The organism is Stieleria sedimenti (genome assembly GCF_025060895.1).
Classification (GTDB): Bacteria; Planctomycetota; Planctomycetia; order Pirellulales; family Pirellulaceae; genus Stieleria; species Stieleria sedimenti.
The window spans coordinates 1-24,429 of the sequence record NZ_JANZKV010000159.1 but is presented as its reverse complement, the minus strand read 5'-3'; the positions used below and the strand labels follow the sequence as shown (position 1 = coordinate 24,429).

Sequence of the window (24,429 nt, the reverse complement as noted above, 5' to 3'; positions counted from 1 at the left end):
GGGGCGGGCCCGTAGGCTCGGGCCACTTGGCTGATCGAACGTCAAAACGCTTCAGAGGCAGCCGTCTGCGCAAAAAAAGAAGGGATGCAGCGCGAACGCCGCATCCCTTCCGGTAAGGATCGTAACGATTGGGCTCAACTATTGGTTGAGCGCTTCTTGGATCGTTTCTTTCGAAGCCTTGGTTCCCAGGGCTCCCCACAAGCCGTACGGGCTTTGCTTGCCAGCACCTCGGACACCGAAGTTCGGATCGTTGTCGCTGTAGGGGACTTGGTTTTGATCACCGGATTCGATCGAATCGGTGATGAACACAACCGCTCCGTCGGCCATCAGGATGTGGGCACCGCCTTGGTGCAGACTCGATGCCGATCCATAGCCGAAGTCGCCGTGGCCGCGGTAGACGCTGTAGCTATTCGGGGGACGAATCGTATTGAACATCGAGAACTGCGGTCGGGCATCGGGCCAGCGACGGCCGCGACCGTGGTTGGCGGACTCGTCCAAACCTGGGCGGCCGTTGATCACGCTATCGTCCCAGTATTGTGGGCGATCGGGGTCAACGAATTGCTCCCAGTGGTTGGGTGGCAACGCCATGTTGCTGGTGTTGTCTTGATAGGGAACCGTCGCAACCAGCCGCTCGCGGGCGTCGACGATGTTCTCACCACATGCGATGGTGTTCGACAATCCATCAAGAATGTCGCGGAACTTGGTGAAGTGGTGGTTGCGGAACACACCCCGCGCCCAACGGGCTTGGGCTTCGTCACCCCAGGTCCCACTGGTTCCGGGAACGCCGTTCCAGTTGATTCCGGCGTGGTGGCCTTCAAAGTAGGCGTCGCCTTGGCATGCCGAGTAGTTCGTGAACGCGACTCGTGCCGGCGTGCTTTGGGTGGGGTCGCTGGGGCAGCGATAACCCGGAACTTGAGTCAACCAGGGTTGGTAGTTCTCGTTCCACGGAACCGGGCCCATCGCGGGGAACACGTCAGCCGGGGGGCGAATGGAGCCGTCACGGTTTTTGTTGAACGGATTGGAAATTTGGTCCCACAATCCCTGTTGCTCGATGAACGGCAAGATACCGATCATCCAGCTTAAGCAAAACCGGTTGTGGTAATCGCCGCCACGGTTGCCGGCCCACTCATAAGTGCCCGTCGCATTCATCGGCAGGTTCTTGTACGCCGAGTGGTAGTTGTGCAACGCCAAGCCGATCTGCTTGAAATTATTGCTGCAGCTCATCCGCCGCGCTGCTTCACGTGCAGCTTGGACGGCGGGTAAAAGTAGACCCACCAAAATACCAATGATGGCGATAACTACCAAAAGCTCAACCAGTGTAAAACCACTGCGTTGAGGGGATCGATTCTTCATTTGCATCTCCGAAGACAGTTCGCTTCAACTAAGAAAGGGGATATTTCACACAGGGCGCGTCCACTTGACGCTCCCGGGATTTCGGTCAATCCAGCGATTGAAACCGAGTATAGTTTCGGACCGCGGTTCTCGGCAGTCCTTCTCACACTAGTAAACGCCAGAAACCCTCGAAAGCATCGCGGGAATCATAAATATTTTCATAAAGGCAGTTTTTATAGACCGCTTCCACTCATCCGCTGCGTGTTGCAACGCGGATCGCTGCAAAACGCGACTCCCCAGGTAGGGGTTGTTGATCACAAAGGTGGGATGGCAATTCGACGCAGTAACCGGTGTTGAACATCCGCTCGTTACCGATCAGGGGGCGCGGCGTCGTGCGTTCCTCGTGGAACCCCGGCGGGCTACGCTGTGAAGCATTTTTTAGCGGTAGGGCGCGAGCGGGCTGTGACGCCCTGGCGGACGTGGCAACTGCCGTCGCACAACGACCTGGAGATCAAAACACTGCGCCGGGCATAACACAGCGCCGGATCAATCACTGCGTTCAAAACCGGCCGCCCCACGCCGCCGCTCTCAGGACGCCGGTTCAGCTGTCAGGGGAGATTCTCCTGCTCGCTTCGTGTCGATCGACCTGAGAATGCCCGCCTTTCTTTCAAAGCAAGGCGTCTGCGGGTGAAAGCCCGCACGCGTCAGCAAGGATTCAAGCGGCGCCCCCGCTTACGCCTCAGCTCATCGTGTTGATTTCGGCAGATCGTTTGAATCAACAGGCTCTACGGCGGGAGGTTTATCGAAGCATCGAGGGATGCATCCGGCGTGCACAATCGCACGCCATCTTTTCAATTCTCAAATTCAGCTCGCGTTGCTCTCTGGGGTGCACTTAAAAGCGAGGAGTGTAACGAGAAAGGTTCTCTATTTCTTTTTAAAGTTCTCTTGTTCTTGTTTCCGCAGCATTTCTTCATAATCTTGGGCTTCTTGGACTTCCTCAGGGGTTTGTGCGGTCGTTTCTTCAAACGTCGCTTCACCACCGCCGGTACCACATCCAGGTACTGCACAGAGGAAACAAGCCAGAGCCATCAGGGACAGGAGTTTGCGAGCCATGTGAATCTCGTGGGTAAGAATTCCTAAATTGACCGGTTTCTAGAGCGGAGATGTTATCCTTAAGTTGCTTAAAATCAAGTGGCTCGCCACAGTGGCGCAAGTTCAGTAAACCGGTAATCGCTGACCCGCGTCACTTCCCCGATCGCACCGAATGCGACACCGCAATCAAACAGCAGGTCTCTTATTAACCCCATGATGACTCGCCAACCTCTCCACCGATTCATGTTCCGACTCGGTTGGCGCTGTTCCGCTGATTGTCCAACGCTCTACGGCCGCAGACGCTTCGCGCGTTTGATGCCCAGAATGGGTGTCCGGCTGCTCGTTCTGTTAGGGATGCTGCCCTGGATGCCCGGCTGCGGCAAACCTGAGGCATCGTCTATCGATGCGAACGCGCCGCGATCGAGTCAAACAGAGCAGGCCGACCAATCAGATGGTCAGGGTCAAACCCAGCAAGACTTCTTCGCACGCGCGGCGAACGCACTCGCGCGGGGAGACATCGCCGATGCCGAGGCGTCGATTCGCAAGCACCTACTGCTTCACCCGGACGATGCCCGCGCGATCGAGCTGGCCGGAGACGTCGCGTCGCGTCAGGGAGATCCGGAAGTCGCGATCGAGAGGTATCAGGCGTCGTTGAGTCTAGGAGAGTCGCCCAACGAGGCGCTGCTGGACAAGTTGACTCATGGCCTGGTTTCCGCCGGCAGGCCCTTCGATGCGATCGCCGCCTTGCAATCGTTCGTCGATCGATTTCCCAATCGTCCCCAGCCTCGATTTGATCTAGTCGGTTTGGCGACGATGGTCGGGCAGACCCCCGCGGCGCTACCGTCGCTGCAGTGGCTCGCCCAACACGGTCAAGGCGATCCGGAATCGTTGCAAGTGCTTGCCGATCCGGCTCGGGTGGAACCCGACGGCGAGATGTGTCAGTCGATGCTGCAGCGATCGGGTGATGATCTGCGTCCTGAGTATTGTTTGGCCCGCCTGGACGCGATGGAGTCGAATTGGCAATCGGTGGCCGACCGATTGCGACCGGTGCTTGAACGTCACGCTGATTTTGCACATGCACAGGCGCTTTATGGGCGAGCGCTGATGGAATTGGATCAATACGACTCCATTCTGGATTGGCAACAGCAACTTCCCGCCGGTATCGAAACATTGCCCGAGTACTGGTTGATCGCCGGTGACTGGGCGCAGCGCGAGGGACAGCACGAGCAAGCAGCTCGGGCCTACTGGCAGGCCATCCGGCTGAGCTCCCACGCGTTGCCCTCGGCGCTCAATGGTCTGTTCCAGAACCTGACCCTGATCGGTCGATCCGATGACGCCGACGTGGTTGCCGATCGGATCACCAAGCTGGGCGCCCTGCGAGATGCGCTCAAGACCCATCTGGAGCGTAGCGGACGTTCGCAACGAGCTGCCATGCAAGTGGCCGAGGGGATGCTGGAACTCGGACGGGTCTGGGAAGCCGAAGGCTGGGCACGGCTCGCGACGACGTTGCCGGAAGAACGTTTGCCGGATCTTCGCGATCGCTACCTGGCGATCCGCTCCGAGTTGACGGCCACGACGCCGTGGGTATTGCCGGAGATGGAGCTGAGCCGACAGATCGATCTGAGCGATTTACCGACGATCGCCTGGAAACTGACTCAGCCCCGATCGAGTGCCGCGGAGGTGAGTTTTCAGCGACCGTTGGTGTTCGAAGATCAGGCCGAGCAACGGGGCTTGATCCATACCTGCGAGATCGCCCCGGAAGCCGTCAAAGAAGGGCATTGGATCTATCAAAGTGTCGGCGGTGGCGTCGGGGTGATCGACTTTGATCTGGACGGTTGGCCCGACTTGGCCGCGGCGATGTTGGACGGCAAGCCCCTCGCATCGGATTCCTCGTCCAATCGATTGTTCCGAAATCAAGGAACCGGGTTCGTCTCGGTGGAGCGTCAAGCTGCCTACCACGACACCGGGTTTTCCCAGGGGATCACCGTCGGCGATTTCAACGACGATGGGTTTCCGGACATCTTTGATTCCAATTACGGCCAGAACCGGCTGTTTCGAAACAACGGTGACGGGACGTTTGACGAAATCGCGATCGCCGCCGGGCTGACCGATCAATCCTGGACGACGTCGGCCGTGATCGCCGATCTGGACGCCGATGGAATCGCTGATGTGTTCGCGACGAATTACTGTGCCGGTCGGGGACCGTTGGAACGACCGTGCCGCAACGCCGACGGCTTTTCGACGTGTCCTCCGTTGTTGTTCGAAGCCGAGCGAGACCGAGTTTGGAAAGGCCGCGGGGACGGTTCGTTTGTTGACGTTTCGGATCAATGGATCCAGACGCAGACGCCAGGGCGCGGACTCGGTCTGGTCGTGGGACAGTTCGACGAGCGCCGCGGGCTGGACGTTTATGTCGCCAATGACATGACGGCCAATCACCTCTGGTCGCCCGAGGCGACCGACGAGCGATTCCGAATGGTCGATTTAGCCGCCACCCGGGGCGTCGGGTTCAGTGGGGATGCGACCTCGCAGGCATCGATGGGAATTGCTGCGGCCGATCCAGACGGCGACGGTGATATCGATTTCTTCCTCACCCACTTTGCCGACGACCACAACACGTTCTACGAACAGGTCTCACCGGGTTTCTGGGCCGACCGTTCGTTCCAGGTCGGGCTCGGTCAGCCGTCGATGAAACTGCTGGGATTCGGAACCGAGTGGGCGGACTTTGACAACAACGGATCACTCGAACTGATGGTCACCAATGGGCATGTCGATGACGTCCATCGCACCGACGTACAGTACAAAATGCCTCCGCAGACCTTTCGGCGTCAGCCGTCGGGGCGTTGGGAAGAATTGAGCCTGGACGGGATGGGGGACTATTTTTCCCAACCACACTTGGGCCGCGCCCTGGCAACCATCGATGTCGACCGGGACGGGCGAACGGACGTGGCGATCACGCATCTGTACGAGCCCGTCTCCCTGTTGGTCAATCGGACAGAAAACGCGGGACAGTCGATCGGACTGATCTTGAAAGCGACGCGAACGCAACGCGACGCCATCGGCGCGGTGGTCACGGCGACCGTGGGCACGCGAGCGCTGACCCAGCAGCTGACCGCCGGTGACGGCTACATGTGTACCAATCAACGTAGGATTTCGGTCGCGTTGGGCGAGCAGGACAACGCCGAAAACGTCACAATACAATGGCCCTCGGGAACGACACAATCCTTCGGAGTGCTGAAGGGAGGCCATGATTACGTCCTGGTCGAAGGGGCCAAAGACGCATTTCAATTGCAGGGTCATCGTTGAATATCTATCGCACGTTTTACCTGGGGATGATCGTCGCCGTCGGCTTTTCTGTGCTCGGCTGTGGCGGCGGTTCCGACGAACAACGGGCCGCGGAACTGCTGCAGAGCCAGCGGAGGCGTGAGCACGCGATTGACGCGGCCCCGAAAACGGATCGCCAGCGCATCGAGGAGGCGGAGCGGTTCTACAAGCAACGCAATTATGCCGGCGCCCGCGACGCACTTCGCCCGCTGTTGATGTCGGACCAGGTTCCTTCGGATGCGTTGCTGTTGTATGCCAAATGTGAAGCGGAAGCCGGTGATCCGGTCGCCGCCTGTGAACTGCTGCGGTCCATTCCGACGTCGGATCTGACCGCGTTTGTCGACGCGGCGTTGCTGGCAGCCGACTTGCACCTGGACCTGGGGCAATACGCCGAGGCGGAGGCGAGCCTGGAGCAGGTCATTGAATTGAACGCGACCGTGGATGCGCCCCGCATCAATGCCGTTTATCACCGACTCGCGGCGCTGTTGAACAACCAAGGCCGTCGCATCGAAGCGGCGAAGTACTTGCGTCTGCTGGCGCGTTCCGGGGATATCACTGAGAAGGAACTGTTTGCCATGAACACCTATGGAGATGCCTTCATCGACGTCTCCATGCCCAAACCGAGCTTCAACGGTGCGTTGCCCCCCGCGGCCCTGGCCGAAGTCAAACGGCTTCGGGGAGAAGGGGAATTGGAACAAGCCAGGGTCCTGATCGAACAACTCAGTCGACGGTACCCGCAGTCGACGCCGATCGCCGCCTTTCGTTGTCGAATCTATTCGGAATTGAAACTCGACGCGATGTTGGATGTCTGCCTGCAATCACTTCCGGCAGGGATCCATCGCGAACCGGAGTACTGGCACGCCCTCGGGTTGCGGATGCAAAGTTTGAATCGTCATCCGGAAGCGGTTCGATGTTTTGTTGAAGCCGTCCGGCTGGATGAAACGGACCGGTTTTCGTTCCTTGCGTTAGCCCGTTCTCTGCAAACGCTCGGCAAAGAAACCGAGGCGGAATGTGCCAGTCGACGTTTTTCGCTCTTGCACGAGGCCGCAAAAATCGCAAGCAAGATCGGTGGTGCGCCCGGCACCGTTGCGGAACTGAGCCGGCTGTCAGAAATCCTGGACGCGTTGAATCGGCCTTGGGAAGCGGTCGCCTGGCTGCAGGTGTCTCTGAAAACATATGGCGGAACCGATGAGTTGAGCCGGCGTGTCAGCGAGCAACGCGACGCGCTGGCTGGACGTAACGTCACGGCGAGTGATCCGACCGGGGATCAAGACCATTTCGCCAGTTGCGGCATCGCGCCCGAGGACTGGCCGCTTCCGCCCGCCTCGGCAATCGCAGCAGACGATCCGCGTGATCGGCCCGAAGAGACGATCGGCCGTTCACCTGTCACCGAAATTAAGCTGAACAACGTCGCTGCCGAAGTGGGATTGGTTTTTCAATACGAAAGCGGTGATGATCCGTCCGACGACACCCAGTTGTTGCATCAGCTGACCGGTGGTGGAATCGGCGTCATCGACTTTGACTTGGATGGCTCGCCCGACCTGTATTTCACCCAAGGTGGTGGCGATGCGTTCGACGCAGGTGGTTCCGAGCCCAATCAATTGTTTCGTAACCTGCCGAACGAGCCGTGGGTTTCCGTAGCGCCGGTCGCCGGAACGGCAGACTTGGGTTACGGCCAGGGTGTCGCCGTGGCCGACATCAACCAAGACGGCTTTCCGGACATGATCTTGGCCAACATCGGTCCGAACGTGGTTTACCAAAACAACGGCGACGGAACCTTCCGGCGTCAGCCGATGGCTGCACCGGACGCCCGCGGGGATTGGACGTCGTCGATCGCCTGTGGCGACTTGAGCGGGGATCATTTGCCGGAGATCGTTGAGATCAATTACATCGACGACCCGACCGCGCTGACGATTGGTTGCACGCCCGAAAAAGACGCCTGTAACCCCAGCGTGTTTCGTCCCGCAATCGATCGTGCGTGGCAAATCCGTCCCGACGGTCAGATCGTGCGATGGGAAGGCTTTGTCGCAATGGATGAAAAACCCAACTATGGATTCGCCGGGGTGATCGCGAATTTCGACGACCGCAACGGAAACGATTTGTTTATCGCCAACGACACCGAGTTCAACCATTTTTGGCTGTCGCATCGAGAGACCGAATCGGCCCCGTTCACGCTGCGGGAAAGTGCTCAGATCACCGGATGCGCCTTCGGGTTGCTCGGCCAACGGCAAGGTTGCATGGGAATCGCGGCGGGTGATTTCGACCACAATGGATTGTTGGATCTGCACATCACCAATTTTTGGAACCAAGCCGCGGACCTGTACAGCCAGGAGATCCCGGGCGTGTTCACCAACAACAACGCGAAACGCGGCCTGTACGAAGACACTCGCATGACGGTCGGATGGGGCACGCAAGCGATCGACTTTGATCGCAACGGTTGGCTCGATTTGGCCGTGCTCAATGGAAACCTAACCGATCACCGTCACCGCGGGCGTGCCTATCAGATGCAGCCCCAATTCTTTCGGGGCGACGCTGACGGGTTTGAATTGAAGAACCCGGCGGACCGCTACTGGTCGACCCCCGCGCTCGGCCGCACCATGGCCGTCTTGGATTTCAACCGAGACTTGAAGCCCGACTTGGTGACGAACCACTTGGACGTGCCGGCGGCATTGTTGGAGAATCAGACCGTGACCGAAAATGCCCTGCAATTGGAGTTGATCGGAACATCCAGCGAGCGAGATGCGGTCGGTGCCAAAGTCACCGTCTTGATCGGTGATCAAAGCTGGGTGGGCTGGATGGTCGGTGGGGATGGGTTGTTGTGCAGCAACGAACCGATGATCGATTTCGGAATCGGACCGCACGAAACCATCGAGCGGATCGTGGTCGATTGGCCGTCGGGCCGCAGCCAACAATTCACCGACGTCGAAGCGAATCATCGCTACTTGATCGTCGAAGATGCCCCCGATCTGTTTCGCCGCTGATCGGGAAGACTTTTCCAGGCCGCCGAGGTGTGTTAGCGGCAGGGCGCGAGCCCTCCGGTCGATCAAGGTGCTCTCGAGCTGGAACCGGACGGCTCGCGGGCGGTCGATTTAGTCGGGATCAGCTGAGCCAATGGTGAGCCGCTGGCCGTAAGGCCTCGGGCAGCGTCGGAATGCCCGGCCGCTTACGCGTCGCGGCTCACAAAATCGACAGCCCGCTCGCGCCGTTCCACTAACTCCTTCAGTGCCAACAGCCTTTGCCCGTGCCATTTCGGCGTGTCGATCAGCGTTGCTCCAGCGCATCGGCGCCCTGGATGGCCAGATAACGGATGTCGGTGTCGACGTTTTCAAATGTCTCGGTCCGTCCGTCGGGCCAACGGATTTCTACCTGATCGATGAACTCTGCCGAACCGACCCCGAAGTGCACGACCGGTTCGTTGCTGCACATGTAACCGTCTCCGCCGGTTTGCCAGCCGCTCCAGCGGTCTTGGCCGGCTCTGAGGCGGACCTTGGCACCAATCGCATCGCGTTCGCAGTCCACGCCGATCAATTCGAATTGAATCCAATGCTGCGACGCGGAGACGTTTTGCAACATCGCGACGGGCTGATCCAAGTGATTGGCGACCAAGTCCATTTTTCCGTCGCGATTCCAATCCAGCGTCGCCAACGTGCGTCCGAGCTGTTGTTGCTGCCAGTATTCGCCTGCGGTGGATCGGTCCTGCAGCTGAAAACCTTGCCGGCTGCCGTGGAACAGTTGAGGAATCATCTGAAACGGAATGCCTTCGTCCCGGGCGTCGAAAACGTGCCCGTTCAGGACGGCCAGGTCGAGCCAGCCGTCGTTGTCGAAATCGGCCGCCTGCGTTCCAAATCCGAGCACGGAAAACGACGGATCATGCAATCCGTACCGCAGCGATTCGTCAAAGAAGAATCCTGGCTCATTCTGTGTGAACAGATTCACCGACTCGTTATGGAAGTTGGTGACGTGCAAATCGAGTTGTCCGTCGCGATCGAAATCGCCCGCTGCCACACCCATGCAAGCCTGGCTATCACCGCCCTTGCCGATGCTGCAGCCCCGCACGCCGGCCGATTCGACGATCGAGAACCGGTCGTCGCCAGCTGCGGCCGCTGCGGTACTGACCCAGAAATGATTGAGATCACCATCGTTGGCGACGAAGAAGTCGTTGCCCAGCTTTCCGTCAAAATTGGCGACGACCAATCCGAATCCGAGTTTCGGGTTGGATCGCATCTCGGCGGCCTGGGACCACGGCGCAAATTGTCCGTTCGGAAGCAGTTTCAAAATGCGGTCCGAGGCGGCATTGAACCGTTGCGGTTGGCATGGCAAATGGTCGTCCGTGCAACGGACCGTGTACGCCAGCGGATCGTCGATGTAATTGATTTCGATGAGTTCGGGCAACGTATCGCCGCTGAGATCGGCCAAGCCGATGCATGAGGTCCAGTTGTCGGCGCCGTCCAGCAGCGTGTCGCTGGCATCACGAAATGTGCCGTCGCCCTGATTGATGTAGATGACGTTGGGGCCGACGTTGGCAACCAGCAGATCGGGAAATCCGTCCTGGTTCACATCACCGACACAAACGCCTTGGCCGAAGTGGCGGTCGCCAACCGCGGCTGGCTCGGTCACGTCGCTGAAACCGCCTTCGACCGCGAAGCGAAACAACTGGTTGGGCATGGACGAACCCGGTTCGATCGGGGTGCCACCGGATTGCGCCATGTAGAGATCACAGCGACCGTCCAAGTCGTAGTCGAGCACCGCCAGTCCGCCTCCGTTGACCTCGTACGGGTAAAACTCACTCCCGTCGGTGGCGAACCCACCCACGTACCGAGCTTTGAGTTTCAATTCGGGGGCGACGTCAACGAAACGTAGGCCCTGATCGGCGGATTGTGTCGGATCGGCGGGCCTGGTGGGTTTGCGACTGTTCAACTCCGGTAACGGCCATTGTTGGATGTCGAATCCCAGCAGACGCGTCAGCTGGGCCGTGCCGATCTGCGTTTCATCGGCGCCACGTTCCCAGGCGAGAATGGCTTGATGCCGTTGATTCAATTCTGGCACGCGTTGTGACATGGCCCCTGACAGTTGAGCCTCGCGCATCAGCCAGGCACAGGATTCCCAGGGGCGGGCGAGTTCCCCAAGCCGCTGGGAAATCCACAGCGATTGTTCGGCGTCCGCGTCCTTGGCGATGCGAAAGATCCGATCGAGAGCCGCGAGTCGTTGACGTAGTTCGGGGATGCGTGATTCCTGTCCGACCGAGACCAAGGATTGAATCATCGATCGCAACGATTCACGATCGGTGGGGTCCCGCCGAAGCGCCTCGCCGAACGCCCGAATCGCTTCCCCGTGACGATCTTGCAAAGCCATCCAGCTGCCGATCGCACTCCAGTATTCGGGTTGTTGCTGTGTCCCTTCCGGAACGTTTTTGGCCCATTCGGCCAACGCCTCTTGTCGACCGTTTTCGGCAAGGATTCGCCCGTGCAGTGCTGCCGCGGCGGCACTGTCGGGAAACGCCTCCCGGATCCGCTGCATCAACGCCAACACTTCGGTCGCCTCGGCGTTGATTCGCGTGTACAGCTCACGTGCCTCGCCTAACGAGAACAGGGTGACGGCGTTGCCTTTGACAAAGTCGGCAAACGAGACCAGATAAAATGGCCCCTGAAGGTCGATCAAACTGAGCGTCTCGTTGGGTTGCACCGACCGAAGCCGGATCAACTGGCGGACGTGCCGACTGGCTTCGAAACGCCGGCCTTGTGCATTGAGCAACTGGGCGAGCATGCGGTGGACATCGACGTTGTTCGGATCCAACGCTTCCGCACGCCGCAAATTCTTTTCCGCCGCCGCAAAGTCGCCGCAGCGCAGATTCCAATCAAAGGCGCGGATCAGGATCTGGGAGCCCCGCGCCGTATCAATTTCGGCAACGGTTGCGGCCAAATCGGCGGCCTGGCAAAACTCCCCACGCTGGTTGTAAAGTTCGATCGCCAGACTCAACGCATCGACATTCTTGGGAGACCGAATCAGGACCTGCTGGAGACGTTCGAGTGCCTGATCGGTTTGCCCCTGCTGCATCAACGCAAATGCCGATTCCAATCGAGACGTGTCGTCATCGCCCGGCTGCGTTGGGGGCGTTCCCTGCGGTGACGTTGCACGGTCCCCCGAGCCACAACCGACACACGCCAGTACGACGGTCAGGCCGAACAGCCAATACAGGGTGTTACGTTGCGTGCTGGTCATCGATCGATTCATGTTCATCGTTACGGCACTCATCGAACGATCGTTCGGCCCTTGATTAGCCAGACAGAGGCGTTTTGACGTCTGATCGGCAATGGGCGCCACTTCAATAGCGGCGCTCGAGTGTCTCGACCGGACGCAGGTTGTTTTCGAGGGTGTCTTGCCAATCGTCGTCGTACAGATTGGCATTTTGATCGGTGAGCGGAAGCGACGGCAGCCAGACATCAGGTTCAAAGCGACTCAACGTTTCCAGCGTTTTCCGGTAGTTCACCACTCGGTCGGCCGCTGCATTGAGTTCCGTGATCAAGTCACTCATTTGAGGCTGCAGGTCGCCCATCGTCTTGTGTCCGTTCAGCCGGTTCTTCCAGACCAGGGACACGTTTCGCGGTGCCGCGGGAGTCAGCAAGACCGTCTTGCCGCCTGTCGAATAAGAATAGCATAGCCCAATGGGTAACTCCGTCACCTCGACGGGTAGGGATATCGCAGCGTCCGTTTCCGTCGGCGTGTTGACGACATGCCCGTCGGCTCTCAGTGAATCAGCCACCGATCGCGGCGCAAAAACGACCGTGCTCTTCGCGACGGAGGTCAATCCAGAGTGGGGCTCCGGCAAATCAGACGTCAGCAAGATCGCCGCTGGCGTCGTCTGGGGCACGCCCAGCGATGCAAGTCGGGTCATCAGAAACTTGACCAATCCTTCTCCGCCGGGAGCGTTGACCACGAACAATTGCTCTTCGCGAAGCAGCGCGTACACGGCGGTGCCTTCCAAGTCTCCCAAGTAATACAGTCCCGGTTCGATCTGTTTGGGGCTGCCATCGAGAAAATCGGCGCCATCGCGCTGATGCCGATCGGCAATCGCTTGCAATTCGGCACGTGCGGGCTCCAGCAGCCCTTTCCAGGTGGTTTGATCCAACCGGATCGATTGCAATCGTTTTTGTTGCCGCGGGTGACCGGTCAACAATAAGTCGGGGGGCGGGCGATGCAGCAGGCGATCGACGGTGGCAACGAACGCCTCGGCGTCGCCGCGATACTTGGGCGAAAGCTTGGCGGCGTAGGTTGCGGGGCCAAAATCAATCGACGAGATGACGTCCCCGCAGAAGAGGATCTGTTGATCGTCTTTGTTGAGCAGATAACACGTACTGCCCGGTGTGTGCCCGGGGGTGGCGAGTGCTTCGATGGTGACGCCGCCCCATTCGATCGTGTCACCGTCCTGCAGTTCGACGTCCACAGCAATCGGATCGCCCGAGTAGGGGATTTTTGGGAACACCGAATACAGCGCCGGCAGGTCCGCCGTGCGCAGGATTTCGCAATCGTCCTTGCCCGCGGCCACGGTCGCGCCCGACATCTCGCGGATCTTGTTGACGCCGAAGACGTGATCGTAATGGGCGTGGGTGATCAGAATGTAGCGCACGTCGTCCAGCCGCAAACCGACCGACAGCAATGATTCGCGAACTCCGCGCGCCTGTTCGTCGCCTCCCGAGTCAATCAGGATGATGCCGTCATCGGTTTCAATGGCATGCACGGCGCTGGGGCTGATTTCTCCGAGCACGTGGACGCCCGGGGCCACGGTAAGGGTTTGGCCCCCCAGCCATTGCGTCGGGTACTGCGTCGTCGAATCACCGTTCTTTTCCACCGCGGGAACCAACGTTTCCATCGGCTTACCCGGCGGGGGCGGTGAGGACGGGGAGCACCCGGTGGAGGTGACAAGCATTGCCAGGGCAACTTGCACGAACACAAGCGTTGCGACGGTCATCGGAACCGATGCCGGGGTGGCGAGTTCGTTATTTCGTGGTTTCGCCGTCTTCGACAATGGTCAGCTTTTGATTCGATTGAATGGGACCTTGAACCGTCTGCACGATTCCCGAAGGCCAGGTCACGGTGATTTGATCAGCCTGCGTCGCGTCCCCCAAGCCGACATACATTGGCATTCGGCTCTGCGCCAGGTAGCCCGATTTTCCGTCATGGACCGCGATCAGGTTTTTATCCGACAATTGGACATCAACCAAGCAACCAAGCCCATCTCGGTTGGACTGTTTCCCGATTAATTCGACTTTCAGGTAGTTGAGATCGTGTTTGTCGGTCAGATTGCTGGTCAGGACCATCGGGGAGCCGCCGAAATCGTTCGTCACGATGTCCAGGTCGCCATCGTTTTCGAGATCAAACACGACGGAGCTGCGCGACCCGATGGCCGTCCAGACTTGCAGTTTGCCGCTGCGGCCTTCACAAAGTCGGTGCCCCGCGTCGGCTCCGTCGCAATCCAATGTCATCCACGGTTGAGCCGTCCCCTTGGCCCGTGGCTCGACACCCAAGATGAATTCGCTGTCTAGAAATCGTTTTCCGTGATCGTTCAAGAGTACGGAATTGATGCCGTAGCGGAAATCGTAGCTCATGCTCGCCGCGACAAAGACGTCTTCGAACCCGTCGGCATTCAGGTCGGCCACGCTGATGCCCCAAGGCCAGTAGTTTTCCGCCCCGATTTCGTTGGACACTTCGGCGTAAGCGTCTGGTTCGTTCTTCAGATAGAACGCGTTTCCGAGGATGTGATTGCCATCGGTGCCCAGCATCGAAACCGGCAAGTTTCGAGTCATCTTTTTCTTCTCGTCTTCGGGCTCCACATCATGGACCATGTCGGTGTGCATGTCCGTGACATAGAGATCCAGCTTGCGGTCGCGATTGAAGTCAAACACCTTGACGCCCATCGAGCCCCAGGCGCTGGCGGGAAACAATTCCCGGCTCTTGTTGACGAAAGCTTTTCCCTGCTGGTTTTCGAAATATTGGTCGTGCCCCTGCATGCTGAGCAGGTAGATGTCGGGCCATCCGTCGTCATTGCCGTCGATCGGTGTCGCGTCGCCGGACCAAGACACGTCCTTGAATCCGACTTGATCGTTCACGTTTTCAAACCGTGCCCCGCCCACGTTGCGGAACAGAATGTTGGGCTCGGCACGTTCGGGGAACAGGTGACCGGTAAAGGCGGCTTTGTATGCCAGGTAGTAACCGCCCGGGCCGCGCTCTTCGGTCGTGTACTTCCCGACGTTGGTCAGCAGAACGTCCAGCAAGCCGTCACGGTCGTAGTCAAAGAACACCGCACCGGAGGAGTGGGCCACGTGGTCGAGCCCCGAACGCTCGGAAACGTCTTCGAATTTCCCCTTTCCATCGTTGAGGAACAATCGATTGGCGGCACGTACACGGGTCACATAGAGGTCCGCGTCTCCGTCGTTGTCCACGTCGGCGAACGATGCCCCGGTCGACACTTCATCGGCGACGGCAACACCGGCCGACTCGGTGATGTTTTCGAATTTCCCGCCGCCCAGGTTGCGCCACAGTTCGTTGCTTCCCAGTTGGCAGACAAAATAGAGGTCCAGCAGCCCGTCCTGGTCGACGTCGGCAACCGCCACCGCGGTGCCGTGATCGTAATGGGCGGCTTTGAAATCACGTTTCACGTCCTCGACGACTTTGTCGGTGAACGTGATGCCGCTGGACGACAGGTCGTCGGTGAATTGGAAATCGCAGGTCACTTCGTAGCCTGATGCCAGTGCCCGTTGCGCTTCGGCGCGCCGCTGCAGCCATTTCGGATCGCGGACATCGCGGGGGACAGAAATTTCGGTCACGCGTTCCAGCCGACTCGGGTCTCGCTGGTCCAGCAATGCGCTGATGTCGTCGCGCAGTTTCTCGTTCGCTTCCGGCGACAGACCTTCATAGTAGCCGCGGATGTTTGAATCTTGGTCGACCAGGACAAACAACGAACTATGGGTGATCAAATTGGTCGCGTCACGGCCGGATTGGACGTCGAGTTTGAATGCGTCTTTGCTCAGATCCCAAAGGGTTGAGCGGTCGCCGGTGAGAAAATGCCAGTGCTCGAAATCGGCGTCGGCTTTGCTGCCGTATTCCGCCAGCACGTCGGGGGTATCGAACTCGGGGTCGACGGTGAACGAAACCAGTTCGACCTGGCCCAGTTCATCGGCCCGTTGCAGGGTTTGCTGCAATTCGCTGAACGCCGCGGTTTGGTACGGACACGTGGCCCCACAACGGGTGAAAATAAACGTCGCGACCCAGACCTTTCCGTCCAGATTGCTGCGGTCGAACGATTCGCCGTGCTGGTTGGTCAGTGTGAATGCGGGAATTTCACCAAAAACGCGCAGTCCCTGGTCGCCGGCAGTTCGCTCCGTCCGATTCCCATCGGTCTCGGTGGAAATCTCTGGCGTCGCCCGGGGGCCACATCCGGCGAGAGCGACCAAGCTCGAAATCACCAGGAAAACCAAGGGATTCCGGTGCGACTGGCGGGGAAATTTCATTGAGTTGGATTCGTTGGCGATGGTGCAGGGGTGAGATTTTGGACCAGGCGTTTAAATTCTGCTGTACGTTGAACCACAAATTCGCCAATTAGTTCCGAATGGTCGTAGCCGCACATCTGACTTCCCAACAAAGAGTGCACGCCCGACTCTCCTGTCTCAAAACGAGCCTCGAAATCGAGTTCCGGGGCGGCGACCTCGTACAGTCCCACCTCCGGGATTTCGACCAGATAGACGAAATCCCGACTCGTCAGGCTCAGTCGAACCTGCGTGTTGGCCGGTGCATAGAGATTCCGCGTTCCCAGTCTGTCATCTGCTGTTCCCAAGACGGAATCGGCACCGGGGTAGTGAAAGTAAAGTCGATAGTTCGATGCGACAACCTGGACGTCTAATTGCTCGATCGGTTCGTCGCCTTGCTGGTACAGCACCACCCCGATCGCGACACTCACGGCGATCAAACCGGCCCCAGCCATTCGTCCGAAGGGTACGTTTCTTAAAATCCGACTCACGCGGCGTGATGCTTCAGTGAAAATTTGAGTGACGCAGTTCGGATCTTTCCCACCGAGAGCGGCTGAAGGACTCGCCCGCCTCGCTGATCCGCTCAGCAAAAACGATCCACAAGTGCCCCGATGCCTTCACCTGTTATGTTCGCGAAAACCCCAAAATGATCAAGGTGCCATCGCTTCATTGGGGCAACGCCCACGCCGGGAAACAATCCTCGTCCGGTTCAAGCAACCACCCGCTACCAGGCGTGCCGTTCCGGTTGGTTTCCCCACCAATTCCGTATGCGAGGACAAAAGTGGGGGATAGCATGCAAGAGATGCGGTCGCGATTCCGCGCTTGCTGGCACGTCCGAATGCCAGGGCGCTGAGGACTGGTTCTGTTGCGATCGCCCAGGAGATCAAAAGCTTGCGGCTGTCTCGACCTACCGACTCGATCAACGAAACTGTCTCATGTGCTTCCCCTTCGCTTCCGGGCCAATCGGCCCCGGTGTATTTCCGCTCGTCTTGTTGTGCGGTTCCACGTTCCTTACAGGAGACCTCATTGCCGGAGAACCGGTTCCCCGGCAATTCCGTGTCTGGACCAGTCCAGACGGACGCACGAGCGACGAACTCGCGATCGTGAACTACGACGACGAAAGCCGTATCGTCACGTTCATTGATCAGACGGGGAAGCGTTTGCGGACCGAATTGACCAGGCTTTCTGTCGCGGACCAGCACCACATCCTCGCCGACCACGCCCAGACCGAGCAAGCCCAGACCGAGCAAGCCCAGACCGAGCAAGCCCAGACCGACGCGTTATTGGTCAATACGACCGCCCAGCAAGCTCAACAAACCGAGCAAGCTCAACAAACCGAGCAAGCTCAACAAACCGAGCAAGCTCAACAAACCGAGCAAGCTCAACAAACCGAGCAAGCTCAATCGCTGTTGATGGATGATCAGACGATCGAAAAACTGGGGCTACCCAAAAATGACCAGGCGGTTTACGCCAAGCCGCGCCAGTCTTCTGCAGCGCCGGTCCAAGTCATCACGATGAAGACGGTCACCAAAGAGGTGCAAGTGCCGCAGGTGCAGGAGTACACCGTGCTCGTCCCTGAATTGCGGACCACGACGGTGATGGCACCGGTCCAACAGCGCGTCCGCTGTGTCGAGAGCTACGGGTTGTTCAACAAACGCCGTCGCATCGTCTATCGGACCCGAACGGTGTTGCGCCCCGTTTCCCGCACGCAGACGGTCATGCGGACCGAGACCCGGTCGCGAACGGTGATGCGTAGTGAGACCCGCGTCGAGGACATTCCGGTCATCCAAGCGGTCAAATCGCTCAAGGAATTGGGAGGGGAAACCAAACGCGAAGAGGGAATCGAGGTGCGGGCCCCATTGTCGGCCGGAGCGATCTCGAGCGAGGTCGCCAAAGTGTTCGAACAAGTCATCAAGGAATTGGTTCCGCCTCCGCCCGCTGAATCCTTTAATCCCCGCGGAGTGGACGAGTCGATCGTCGACTACGAGCAGCCAGCCCCGTCACAGGGGATGCGGTACCTGATGCGAGTCGAAATCAACCAACTGAATCCTCGAAAAATTGCGCTCGAAACCGGCGTGTTGGATGTGAACGATGCTTCGCAGAGCAAAGAGAAAAACACTCAGCTGTTTCAAAAACTCCATGGTCGGCTGACGAATTGATTGATGTCTGAGCAAGCCCCCAGCATTACCGCCGCCATCGGCCAGCTGTTCAGGTCGATCCGATCGAAGTGGAAAGGCCAACCGGACTACGGTGAGGTCTACCGTTTCGAGCAAGTCGAACGAACCGAGCATCTTCAGCAGATGGCTGACAAGTTTGCCGACCGGGGACGTCGGCTCGGGCGTCGCGCCGGTTGGATGCTCGTGTTCAGCCTGCTATTCATCGTTGGTGGCATTGCCGTCTTTCTAGTGCCCACCGAATTCACCGACGCGGTTGCTGCCGAACGCGAAGTCGACGAGGCGAGTGAAGTCAAGAGCGGGATCTTGACGAAGGAAGCCGAGGCCGAAGTTGCCTACCTGCGCGGCCGTGACTTGTACAACTTGTACGGGATCTTTCACGAACTGGACAAGACATTAAGCAACTACCAGCCGGGAGCCGATCTGGCCGGAAGTCCCTTCTATGGACCGCGAATCCAGTGGGCGCGCGACGCCAGCCGAGAATTGTCGGCATCCGAGCCGACCGACAAGCGGTATCCTTTCGATTCGTTTCAGTATCACGCCATCGAGGGAACGACGGCGACCAAGGTTCCCGCCGAAGTGTTTCGGCTGGCCGGCCAACAGCTGCGGACACGCGGAATCGATCTCCCCTTTTTGACCACCTCGCTAGAGCAGTTGAGTCTGGCGATCGGCGGCGAGGATGAGGAACAGGCTGTCCGAACCTTGCAGCGAGAATTGTTGGCGTTGAAGCCGGTGTACGAGGATGCCAAACGCGAGATGGACCGGATGTTCATCCAGTTGGACGACGAAGCGAAAAACCGCTTGGCCACGACCGAACAATTGTTGGAAGCCGAAAAGCGGATCTCGGACGCGCTTCTGGAAGTCAATCAAACACAATCTGACTGGGCAAATCAACCATGGGTGACCCTGCTGGCGGTCCGGGGCGGCGTCGTCGTGCTGCTGCTCTATCTGACGACGGTGCTACTGGCAAGTTATCGCTACACCCAAACGTTGTCGGCCTACTATCTCGCCAGGGCAGACGCCATGCAACTGCTCTCGCACCAAGTCGACAACCGACTCATCGACGCGGAAGAGCTTCAAACCCTACTGCCGTTGCTTTCCCCCGATAGTTATCGGATCGATCAGCCGCCGGCGCCGTATGAATCGATCGGCCAAGCCGTCGCAGGCAATCGCTGAAAGGCCCGTAGGCCCGCGCCCAACGGCTGATCATCGTTTCGATCAACCGCTTCGCGCCAGCTCGAGCGGCCTCCCCATTCAGGTTGGCTTCGCGATAGTGGCCTTCAGCCCCATGCAACAACTTTGGCACTCAAGGACTCAGTGGTACGCGACGACGACCACTTGAACCCGCGTTTTTCTTCCGCACTTCCGGCCAGCCGTTTGGGGGCAGGCGTGCTCGTCCAGAACTGCGGCCGATCCGGGGCAAGGCTTTGTCGGCTGTGAATGCTGCCGACCATGTTCAGGTTGTTGGTGCGGGAAAGGGGGCGGAAGCTTAATCATCCACTGACGTCGCTTCAGCTCTGAGTGTTTGTTCTGAGTGTTTGCATCTCCTGCGTCGACGCAGCGAGACTCCCGTCGGCATCCGCAGCCCGACGATCACGCCTATGCCTGACGATGAGGGAACAAGATGAATCCGATACCGCAACGCCACCGAGCGTCGAAGCCATCGCGAGTATCGCGACGTTTCGTCGCGTTGGAGGTCAATGGTGCAGAAATGGTTCCGATGGAGGCGGTCCAATAAGCGACGGACATCCTTTAGATCGCGCAGCGGAGTCACGGTTGCCCCGCTACGAAGTGAGTTCCAATCGCTATCGGTTGGGGCGGGCTTACGGGGAGAGTCTACGGAAGTCACCGTCTCGGTGGAAAAACCGAGCATTGTCGACCCGACATACCTGATCGACCAAACCGGCCACGTGTTGGCATTCGTCGCGGCGATCGGAGTGCTGACGTTTTTCATGTTGTGCAACGGCGATGATATTCTCAACCGCGTGCCGCTTTGATGGCCGCATGTTTTTGGACCACGACGGCTGTCAAAGGTCAGTTTGTGACTCCGGCGATCTTAGGGAAGTCACTTTGCCGAGGCGGTCTAGGGGGCATGGTTTCGCTGAGCAACCTGCTCGTTCAGTGACACCGCGAACAAGGAGTTCGGCACGGTCTCAAGGTCTCGTCAACCTTGCCGGAAACCCCGGCGAGAGTTCCACTGAAACCCATCTGTGGGAAGCTTCTTTCCGCCATTCCGGATGACGCAGAGCAATCAGGAAGAAGATGATTCACTCGGGCGTTTCAGCTTTTCGACGACCCGTGCGGCGTCGGCATCGGGCATATACTTGAAGACAGCAACGGCGGCAGCGCAGATGCGGTGTAAGTAGGCGGTGTAGTAAGCCAGCGCCGCGGCTAACGTGGTGCAGCGGTCCTTGGAGAATCGGCGAAGGTTTTCTTTCGAAAGTCCATCGTTGCTCGTCCGCTTGTAGAAATCGTTTGACCGAAACGCGGGGGGCAATCGTCGTGCCAGCGGGCCAACCGCGTTGGGCGATTGGGAGGGTTGGTCGCCAAGAGATCGCCCTGGTCGTAGTCGCTCCAGCACAGGGGCGGATCACCAGTCAAGAAGACGGGACCGGGACGTCGATCATCAACGGTGTCCGCTCGCCGGCTGAGGAAGGTCGACGCCAATCAACGGTACCGCCACTTTGCCGCCACAAGCCCAACGAAGGGCCCGCATGAAAAAACGGTTTCGAAAAACCCCGTGAATACCAAGTGCGGATGAGAGGATTTGAACCTCCACCCCCTTATCGAGGACTAGAACCTGAATCTAGCGCGTCTGCCAGTTCCGCCACATCCGCTTGGTTCACTGTGAAGAGTGGTCTCGGTCAGCCGAGGTTCACTTTTCCAGGGCCGGTAGATTATCGAGTGGCGTCGGAGTGTGCAAGCCGTGTGTGGGGCTCTTCGCGACTGTTTTCCGATCACGGGAAAATGTAACGGATCCAGTTGCGCAGACCCTGGCCGGGGACGTACGCGACCGGCTGGCCCCAGAGCCCTTGGCCGACTTGGACCATGTAGTTCTGTTGCCCCAACGTGATCAGCGAACGCGCCGGCGCGGCCGATGTGGGCAGCGCCAGCGGCTGGGTGGTGGTGGGCGGATAAACCGTCGTGGGCGGAATCGTGGCCGTCGAAGGGATCTCCGCCGGTAGCGTGCCGGGTGCTTGGGTGACCGGACCACAGACCGACGACGAGTACGACGTCGGGATGACTTGCCCGCAGCCGCCGGCAAAGGCGCTGGCCGCCATGTAAGTGCTCGGTGGCGTGATCAGGCGGCAGTTGTCGGCCCTGGCAAACGCATTGGTTTCCAAGGAGGGCTGTGGGATTTGATCCAGGTCGGACGGCGAAGGCGCATAGGAGTTGCTCGGCGACGGCAAGGCACGCGGCGGGGCGGCGGCTTCGGGGAACGGCGTCGAGTTGGGAATCGCGGTGCTCGCGCCTGGTTGGGGCAATCCCGCGTTGGGAGCCTCGCCCGGAAGTGACATTCCCGAGTCCGCCAGCGGCGGCGCATCGAAACCGGATTGCATCCAGACCGTTTGCCGCGCGGGTGCCTGGTTGGCGGATACCTGCCGAACCGGCGCCGGAGCGCTCGGGACGGCCTGATTCTGCTGCCAATAAGCGGTCTCATTGCGAACGACCGCGGGCCGAGGCTCGGCGGCTCGCATCGCAACACCGGTCGCGGCCGAGGCCGTTTGCTGATTCTGAAATTGGTCCACGGCGCTCGCCGATCCGATCGGCCGCAACCGCGTCATGGCCGAACCGGATTGGGCTTGGCCGACCCCGTGATCGAGGAAAGCAAAACAAGTGGCTGCGAAAACGAATTTGATGAGGGGGCGCGACATGGGACCATCGATGAGAAAGGGTGTTCAAAACCCGGAAAACTGAACTGTTGGTAGTTGCTATTGGGGAGATAATGCAAGATCGGTGCCGAAGCGGTGTCACCGGGCCAGTGCCGTGAAACATGGCGGCTGGCTGGATCGCGCGATTGGTGTGGGGCCCGGTTTTTCTCGGGGCGCGGCACGCGTTTCGGGGCCGATGACACGTCGTGAAACTCCCGTCGTCAGATTGCCGAGTGTTGAAGATTTTACAGCGGATTGTAAAAACGCGTCGCGCAGTCACCGACGGTCGCCCGGTCAACCCCGACCGACCCTCCCCTCGCTGCGCTCGACCCTCCCTGCCAGGGCGGGTGACTTTAGATGTGAAGACGCGTGTGCCCTCTGGGATCGTTTTGACGAACGAGTGCCTCGGCGGCGAGCCAACGGGCAGTGGGGTCGGCTTCCAGGCTCGTCGACGCTGGAATGACGAACCTGGAAGCCTATCCCACTTGGTTACCGCTCGTTGCTGAGGGCGATATCCGGTTGATCAATCCTGATGTTCAGGAGGAGTCAACGACGTGCGTTTGCAGCTCGCGCTGCGGGAATCGCAAGCTGGAAGCTTAGGCCACTTTCTCAGACGGCCAGCGGGACCATCGGCATGGCAAGGTCGGTTGAGGGGCAGATGACATCGTCGCTGACCTGCGACCAGTCTTCTTTGTGCGAGAGCATGACGAGCTTGTCATTGCCGCGGATTTCGTCGCACATCTTCGGGTTCTTGATGACTTCGCCGCCGGCGCGTTTGACGGCAACCACGACAGTCGCCCCGTCGCCACTGGTTTCTAGGTCATGGATCGTCGCCCCGACGAAGATAGATTCTTCGTGGATATCGATTTCGACCATCCGCACTCCGAACACGTCGAGGTCTTGGTTGAGGCGATTGAAGGCTTGCTTGTTCTCCACGATCGACTCGACCGTCGGGCAGGCGATTTGGTGGGCGATTCGGGTTGCCCCGATCATCGTCGGCGACACCACGCCGTCGGCGCCACTGCGAATCAGTTTCCGTTCGGTCGACGGGCATTCGCAGCGGGCGATGATCTGGATGTTTTCGCACAGCTCACGGGCCGTCAGCGTCACGAACACGTTGTCGGCATCGTCCGGCAAAACGGTTGCCAGCACCGAGGCACGCTGGATTCCGGCCCGGAGCAAGGTTTCTTCTTGCGACGCGTCACCGGCGATCACCAGGGTCCCGAGCCGGTCGGCTTCGCCCAGCCGTTCGCTGTCGCGATCGATCACGACAAATTTCACACCCAAATGGGCGAGTTCATGGATCAGGTTGCGGCCGACTCGACCGTAGCCGCAAACGATCGCGTGCCCTGACAACGAATTGATTTCCTGGCACATGCGTCTGGCTCCTAGGGCCCGTTGGATTTCCCCTTCGGCGATCATTTGCACGAAGCCGCCGAGGACATAAATGGCGGAACTGCACCCCGAAATGATGACCGCCAACGTAAATAATTTCAGTCGAGGATCGTCGACCGGATTCACCTCGCCGTAGCCCACGCCGAAGATCGTGATGACCACCATGTAGAGCGAATCGATGTACGACCATCCCGCCAGGACGTACCCGATGATCGCGATCAAGCAGGTGGCGACCAGTACGGTCAGACCAACTCTCATTTTATGAATGGAGGTTGATCCGTTCATCGCATTGTGTGTCTCGCCATCGATCCGCGATGCTCCGGGTTGCGTGTAAATTGCCTATCCGACTTTTGGTGCCGCGTAGCCCCCGAGCAAGTCTGGTGGGGGAAGAACCTCAGGGGGGCGGCCGCCGGGCGAGTGATGTTACGCCGAAAGTCTTGGCGGTTTGGCGATTGCATCCGTTGAGGGGCACGAGCGGGCGGTCGATTCAGTCGATGTTCTCAATTCAACGCCTTGGAGTTCGATGCGCCGCGTGAGCGAGGGGCGCCGCGTGAGCGAGGGGCGCCGCGTGGGCGAGGGGCGCCGCGTGAGCGAGGGGCGCCGCGTGAGCGAGGGGCGCCGCGTGAGCGAGGGGCGCCGCGTGAGCGAGGGGCGCCGCGTGAGCGAGGGGCGCCGCGTGGCCCCTTGCTCACGTATGCGGGCTTAAATCGACAGCCCGCAAGC

Annotated in this window: 13 protein-coding genes, 1 tRNA gene and 1 pseudogene; 5 read left to right on the top strand and 10 right to left on the bottom strand. The window is 59.3% G+C overall.

Annotated features, from left to right (window positions below; translation table 11 throughout):
- Positions 1-138: 138 nt before the first annotated feature.
- Together NZK35_RS20245 and NZK35_RS20240 are read right to left on the bottom strand one after the other, a co-directional pair.
- A complete protein-coding gene (locus NZK35_RS20245) occupies positions 139-1,353 on the bottom strand; it encodes a DUF1559 domain-containing protein (protein ID WP_259634342.1) in 1,215 nt (404 codons plus the stop codon).
- Between the two features lie 903 nt (positions 1,354-2,256).
- Positions 2,257-2,445: a hypothetical protein gene (locus tag NZK35_RS20240; RefSeq protein ID WP_259634341.1), complete on the bottom strand. Its 189-nt coding sequence runs from the start codon at positions 2,443-2,445 to the stop codon at positions 2,257-2,259.
- 294 nt (positions 2,446-2,739) lie between these two features.
- Between NZK35_RS20240 and NZK35_RS20235 the strand changes: the two genes are divergently transcribed.
- Together NZK35_RS20235 and NZK35_RS20230 are read left to right on the top strand one after the other, a co-directional pair.
- Complete coding sequence (locus tag NZK35_RS20235) at positions 2,740-5,727, top strand: FG-GAP-like repeat-containing protein (protein WP_259634340.1); 2,988 nt, start codon at positions 2,740-2,742, stop codon at positions 5,725-5,727.
- Positions 5,724-8,726: an FG-GAP-like repeat-containing protein gene (locus tag NZK35_RS20230; RefSeq protein WP_259634339.1), complete on the top strand. Its 3,003-nt coding sequence runs from the start codon at positions 5,724-5,726 to the stop codon at positions 8,724-8,726. The genes NZK35_RS20235 and NZK35_RS20230 overlap by 4 nt, the downstream gene beginning before the upstream one ends.
- A 280-nt stretch (positions 8,727-9,006) precedes the next feature.
- On the opposite strand, the gene NZK35_RS20225 is transcribed toward NZK35_RS20230, so the two are convergent.
- From NZK35_RS20225 to NZK35_RS20210, 4 genes are all read right to left on the bottom strand, one after another.
- Entirely contained in the window at positions 9,007-11,997 is a 2,991-nt protein-coding gene (locus tag NZK35_RS20225; protein ID WP_259634338.1) for an FG-GAP-like repeat-containing protein, read from the bottom strand.
- A 70-nt stretch (positions 11,998-12,067) separates the two neighbouring features.
- Complete coding sequence (locus NZK35_RS20220; RefSeq protein ID WP_259634337.1) at positions 12,068-13,711, bottom strand: MBL fold metallo-hydrolase; 1,644 nt, start codon at positions 13,709-13,711, stop codon at positions 12,068-12,070.
- Positions 13,712-13,739: 28 nt separating this feature from the next.
- Positions 13,740-16,250, bottom strand: a complete 2,511-nt coding sequence (locus NZK35_RS20215) for an FG-GAP-like repeat-containing protein (protein ID WP_259634336.1) — start codon at positions 16,248-16,250, stop codon at positions 13,740-13,742.
- A complete protein-coding gene (locus NZK35_RS20210) occupies positions 16,247-16,720 on the bottom strand; it encodes a cupredoxin domain-containing protein (protein WP_259634335.1) in 474 nt (157 codons plus the stop codon). Before NZK35_RS20210 ends, NZK35_RS20215 begins: the two co-directional genes overlap by 4 nt.
- A gap of 648 nt (positions 16,721-17,368) precedes the next feature.
- On the opposite strand from NZK35_RS20210, the gene NZK35_RS20205 reads away from it, so the two are divergent.
- From NZK35_RS20205 to NZK35_RS20195, 3 genes and pseudogenes are all read left to right on the top strand, one after another.
- Positions 17,369-18,424 carry a hypothetical protein gene (locus tag NZK35_RS20205; protein ID WP_259634334.1) on the top strand — a complete coding sequence of 352 codons (1,056 nt, stop codon included), beginning with the start codon at positions 17,369-17,371 and terminating at the stop codon, positions 18,422-18,424.
- A 3-nt stretch (positions 18,425-18,427) separates the two neighbouring features.
- Positions 18,428-19,615, top strand: a complete 1,188-nt coding sequence (locus tag NZK35_RS20200; RefSeq protein WP_259634333.1) for a hypothetical protein — start codon at positions 18,428-18,430, stop codon at positions 19,613-19,615.
- A gap of 680 nt (positions 19,616-20,295) precedes the next feature.
- Positions 20,296-20,424: pseudogene (locus tag NZK35_RS20195) on the top strand (AI-2E family transporter); the annotation flags it as partial.
- 266 nt (positions 20,425-20,690) lie between these two features.
- On the opposite strand, the gene NZK35_RS20190 reads toward NZK35_RS20195, so the two are convergent.
- The 4 genes from NZK35_RS20190 to NZK35_RS20175 form a co-directional block, all read right to left on the bottom strand.
- On the bottom strand, positions 20,691-20,936 hold the full coding sequence (locus NZK35_RS20190; RefSeq protein WP_259634331.1) for a hypothetical protein: 246 nt from the start codon (positions 20,934-20,936) through the stop codon (positions 20,691-20,693).
- A 255-nt stretch (positions 20,937-21,191) separates the two neighbouring features.
- A tRNA-Leu gene (locus tag NZK35_RS20185) sits at positions 21,192-21,276 on the bottom strand.
- 120 nt (positions 21,277-21,396) lie between these two features.
- The gene (locus NZK35_RS20180) at positions 21,397-22,314 is read right to left on the bottom strand and encodes a hypothetical protein (protein WP_259634330.1); all 918 of its coding nucleotides are present in this window, start codon (positions 22,312-22,314) and stop codon (positions 21,397-21,399) included.
- Positions 22,315-22,920: 606 nt separating this feature from the next.
- On the bottom strand, positions 22,921-23,964 hold the full coding sequence (locus NZK35_RS20175; protein ID WP_259634329.1) for a potassium channel family protein: 1,044 nt from the start codon (positions 23,962-23,964) through the stop codon (positions 22,921-22,923).
- Positions 23,965-24,429 lie beyond the last annotated feature (465 nt).

What these genes read in the sequence shown, in the direction of transcription:
- NZK35_RS20245 (WP_259634342.1), bottom strand. Translation starts at nt 1,353, where the DNA reads ATGAAGAATCGATCCCCTCAACGCAGTGGTTTTACACTGGTTGAGCTT.
- NZK35_RS20240 (WP_259634341.1), bottom strand. Translation starts at nt 2,445, where the DNA reads ATGGCTCGCAAACTCCTGTCCCTGATGGCTCTGGCTTGTTTCCTCTGT.
- NZK35_RS20235 (WP_259634340.1), top strand. Translation starts at nt 2,740, where the DNA reads ATGCCCAGAATGGGTGTCCGGCTGCTCGTTCTGTTAGGGATGCTGCCC.
- NZK35_RS20225 (WP_259634338.1), bottom strand. Translation starts at nt 11,997, where the DNA reads ATGAGTGCCGTAACGATGAACATGAATCGATCGATGACCAGCACGCAA.
- NZK35_RS20220 (WP_259634337.1), bottom strand. Translation starts at nt 13,711, where the DNA reads ATGACCGTCGCAACGCTTGTGTTCGTGCAAGTTGCCCTGGCAATGCTT.
- NZK35_RS20215 (WP_259634336.1), bottom strand. Translation starts at nt 16,250, where the DNA reads ATGAAATTTCCCCGCCAGTCGCACCGGAATCCCTTGGTTTTCCTGGTG.
- NZK35_RS20210 (WP_259634335.1), bottom strand. Translation starts at nt 16,720, where the DNA reads ATGGCTGGGGCCGGTTTGATCGCCGTGAGTGTCGCGATCGGGGTGGTG.
- NZK35_RS20200 (WP_259634333.1), top strand. Translation starts at nt 18,428, where the DNA reads ATGTCTGAGCAAGCCCCCAGCATTACCGCCGCCATCGGCCAGCTGTTC.
- NZK35_RS20180 (WP_259634330.1), bottom strand. Translation starts at nt 22,314, where the DNA reads ATGTCGCGCCCCCTCATCAAATTCGTTTTCGCAGCCACTTGTTTTGCT.
- NZK35_RS20175 (WP_259634329.1), bottom strand. Translation starts at nt 23,964, where the DNA reads ATGAGAGTTGGTCTGACCGTACTGGTCGCCACCTGCTTGATCGCGATC.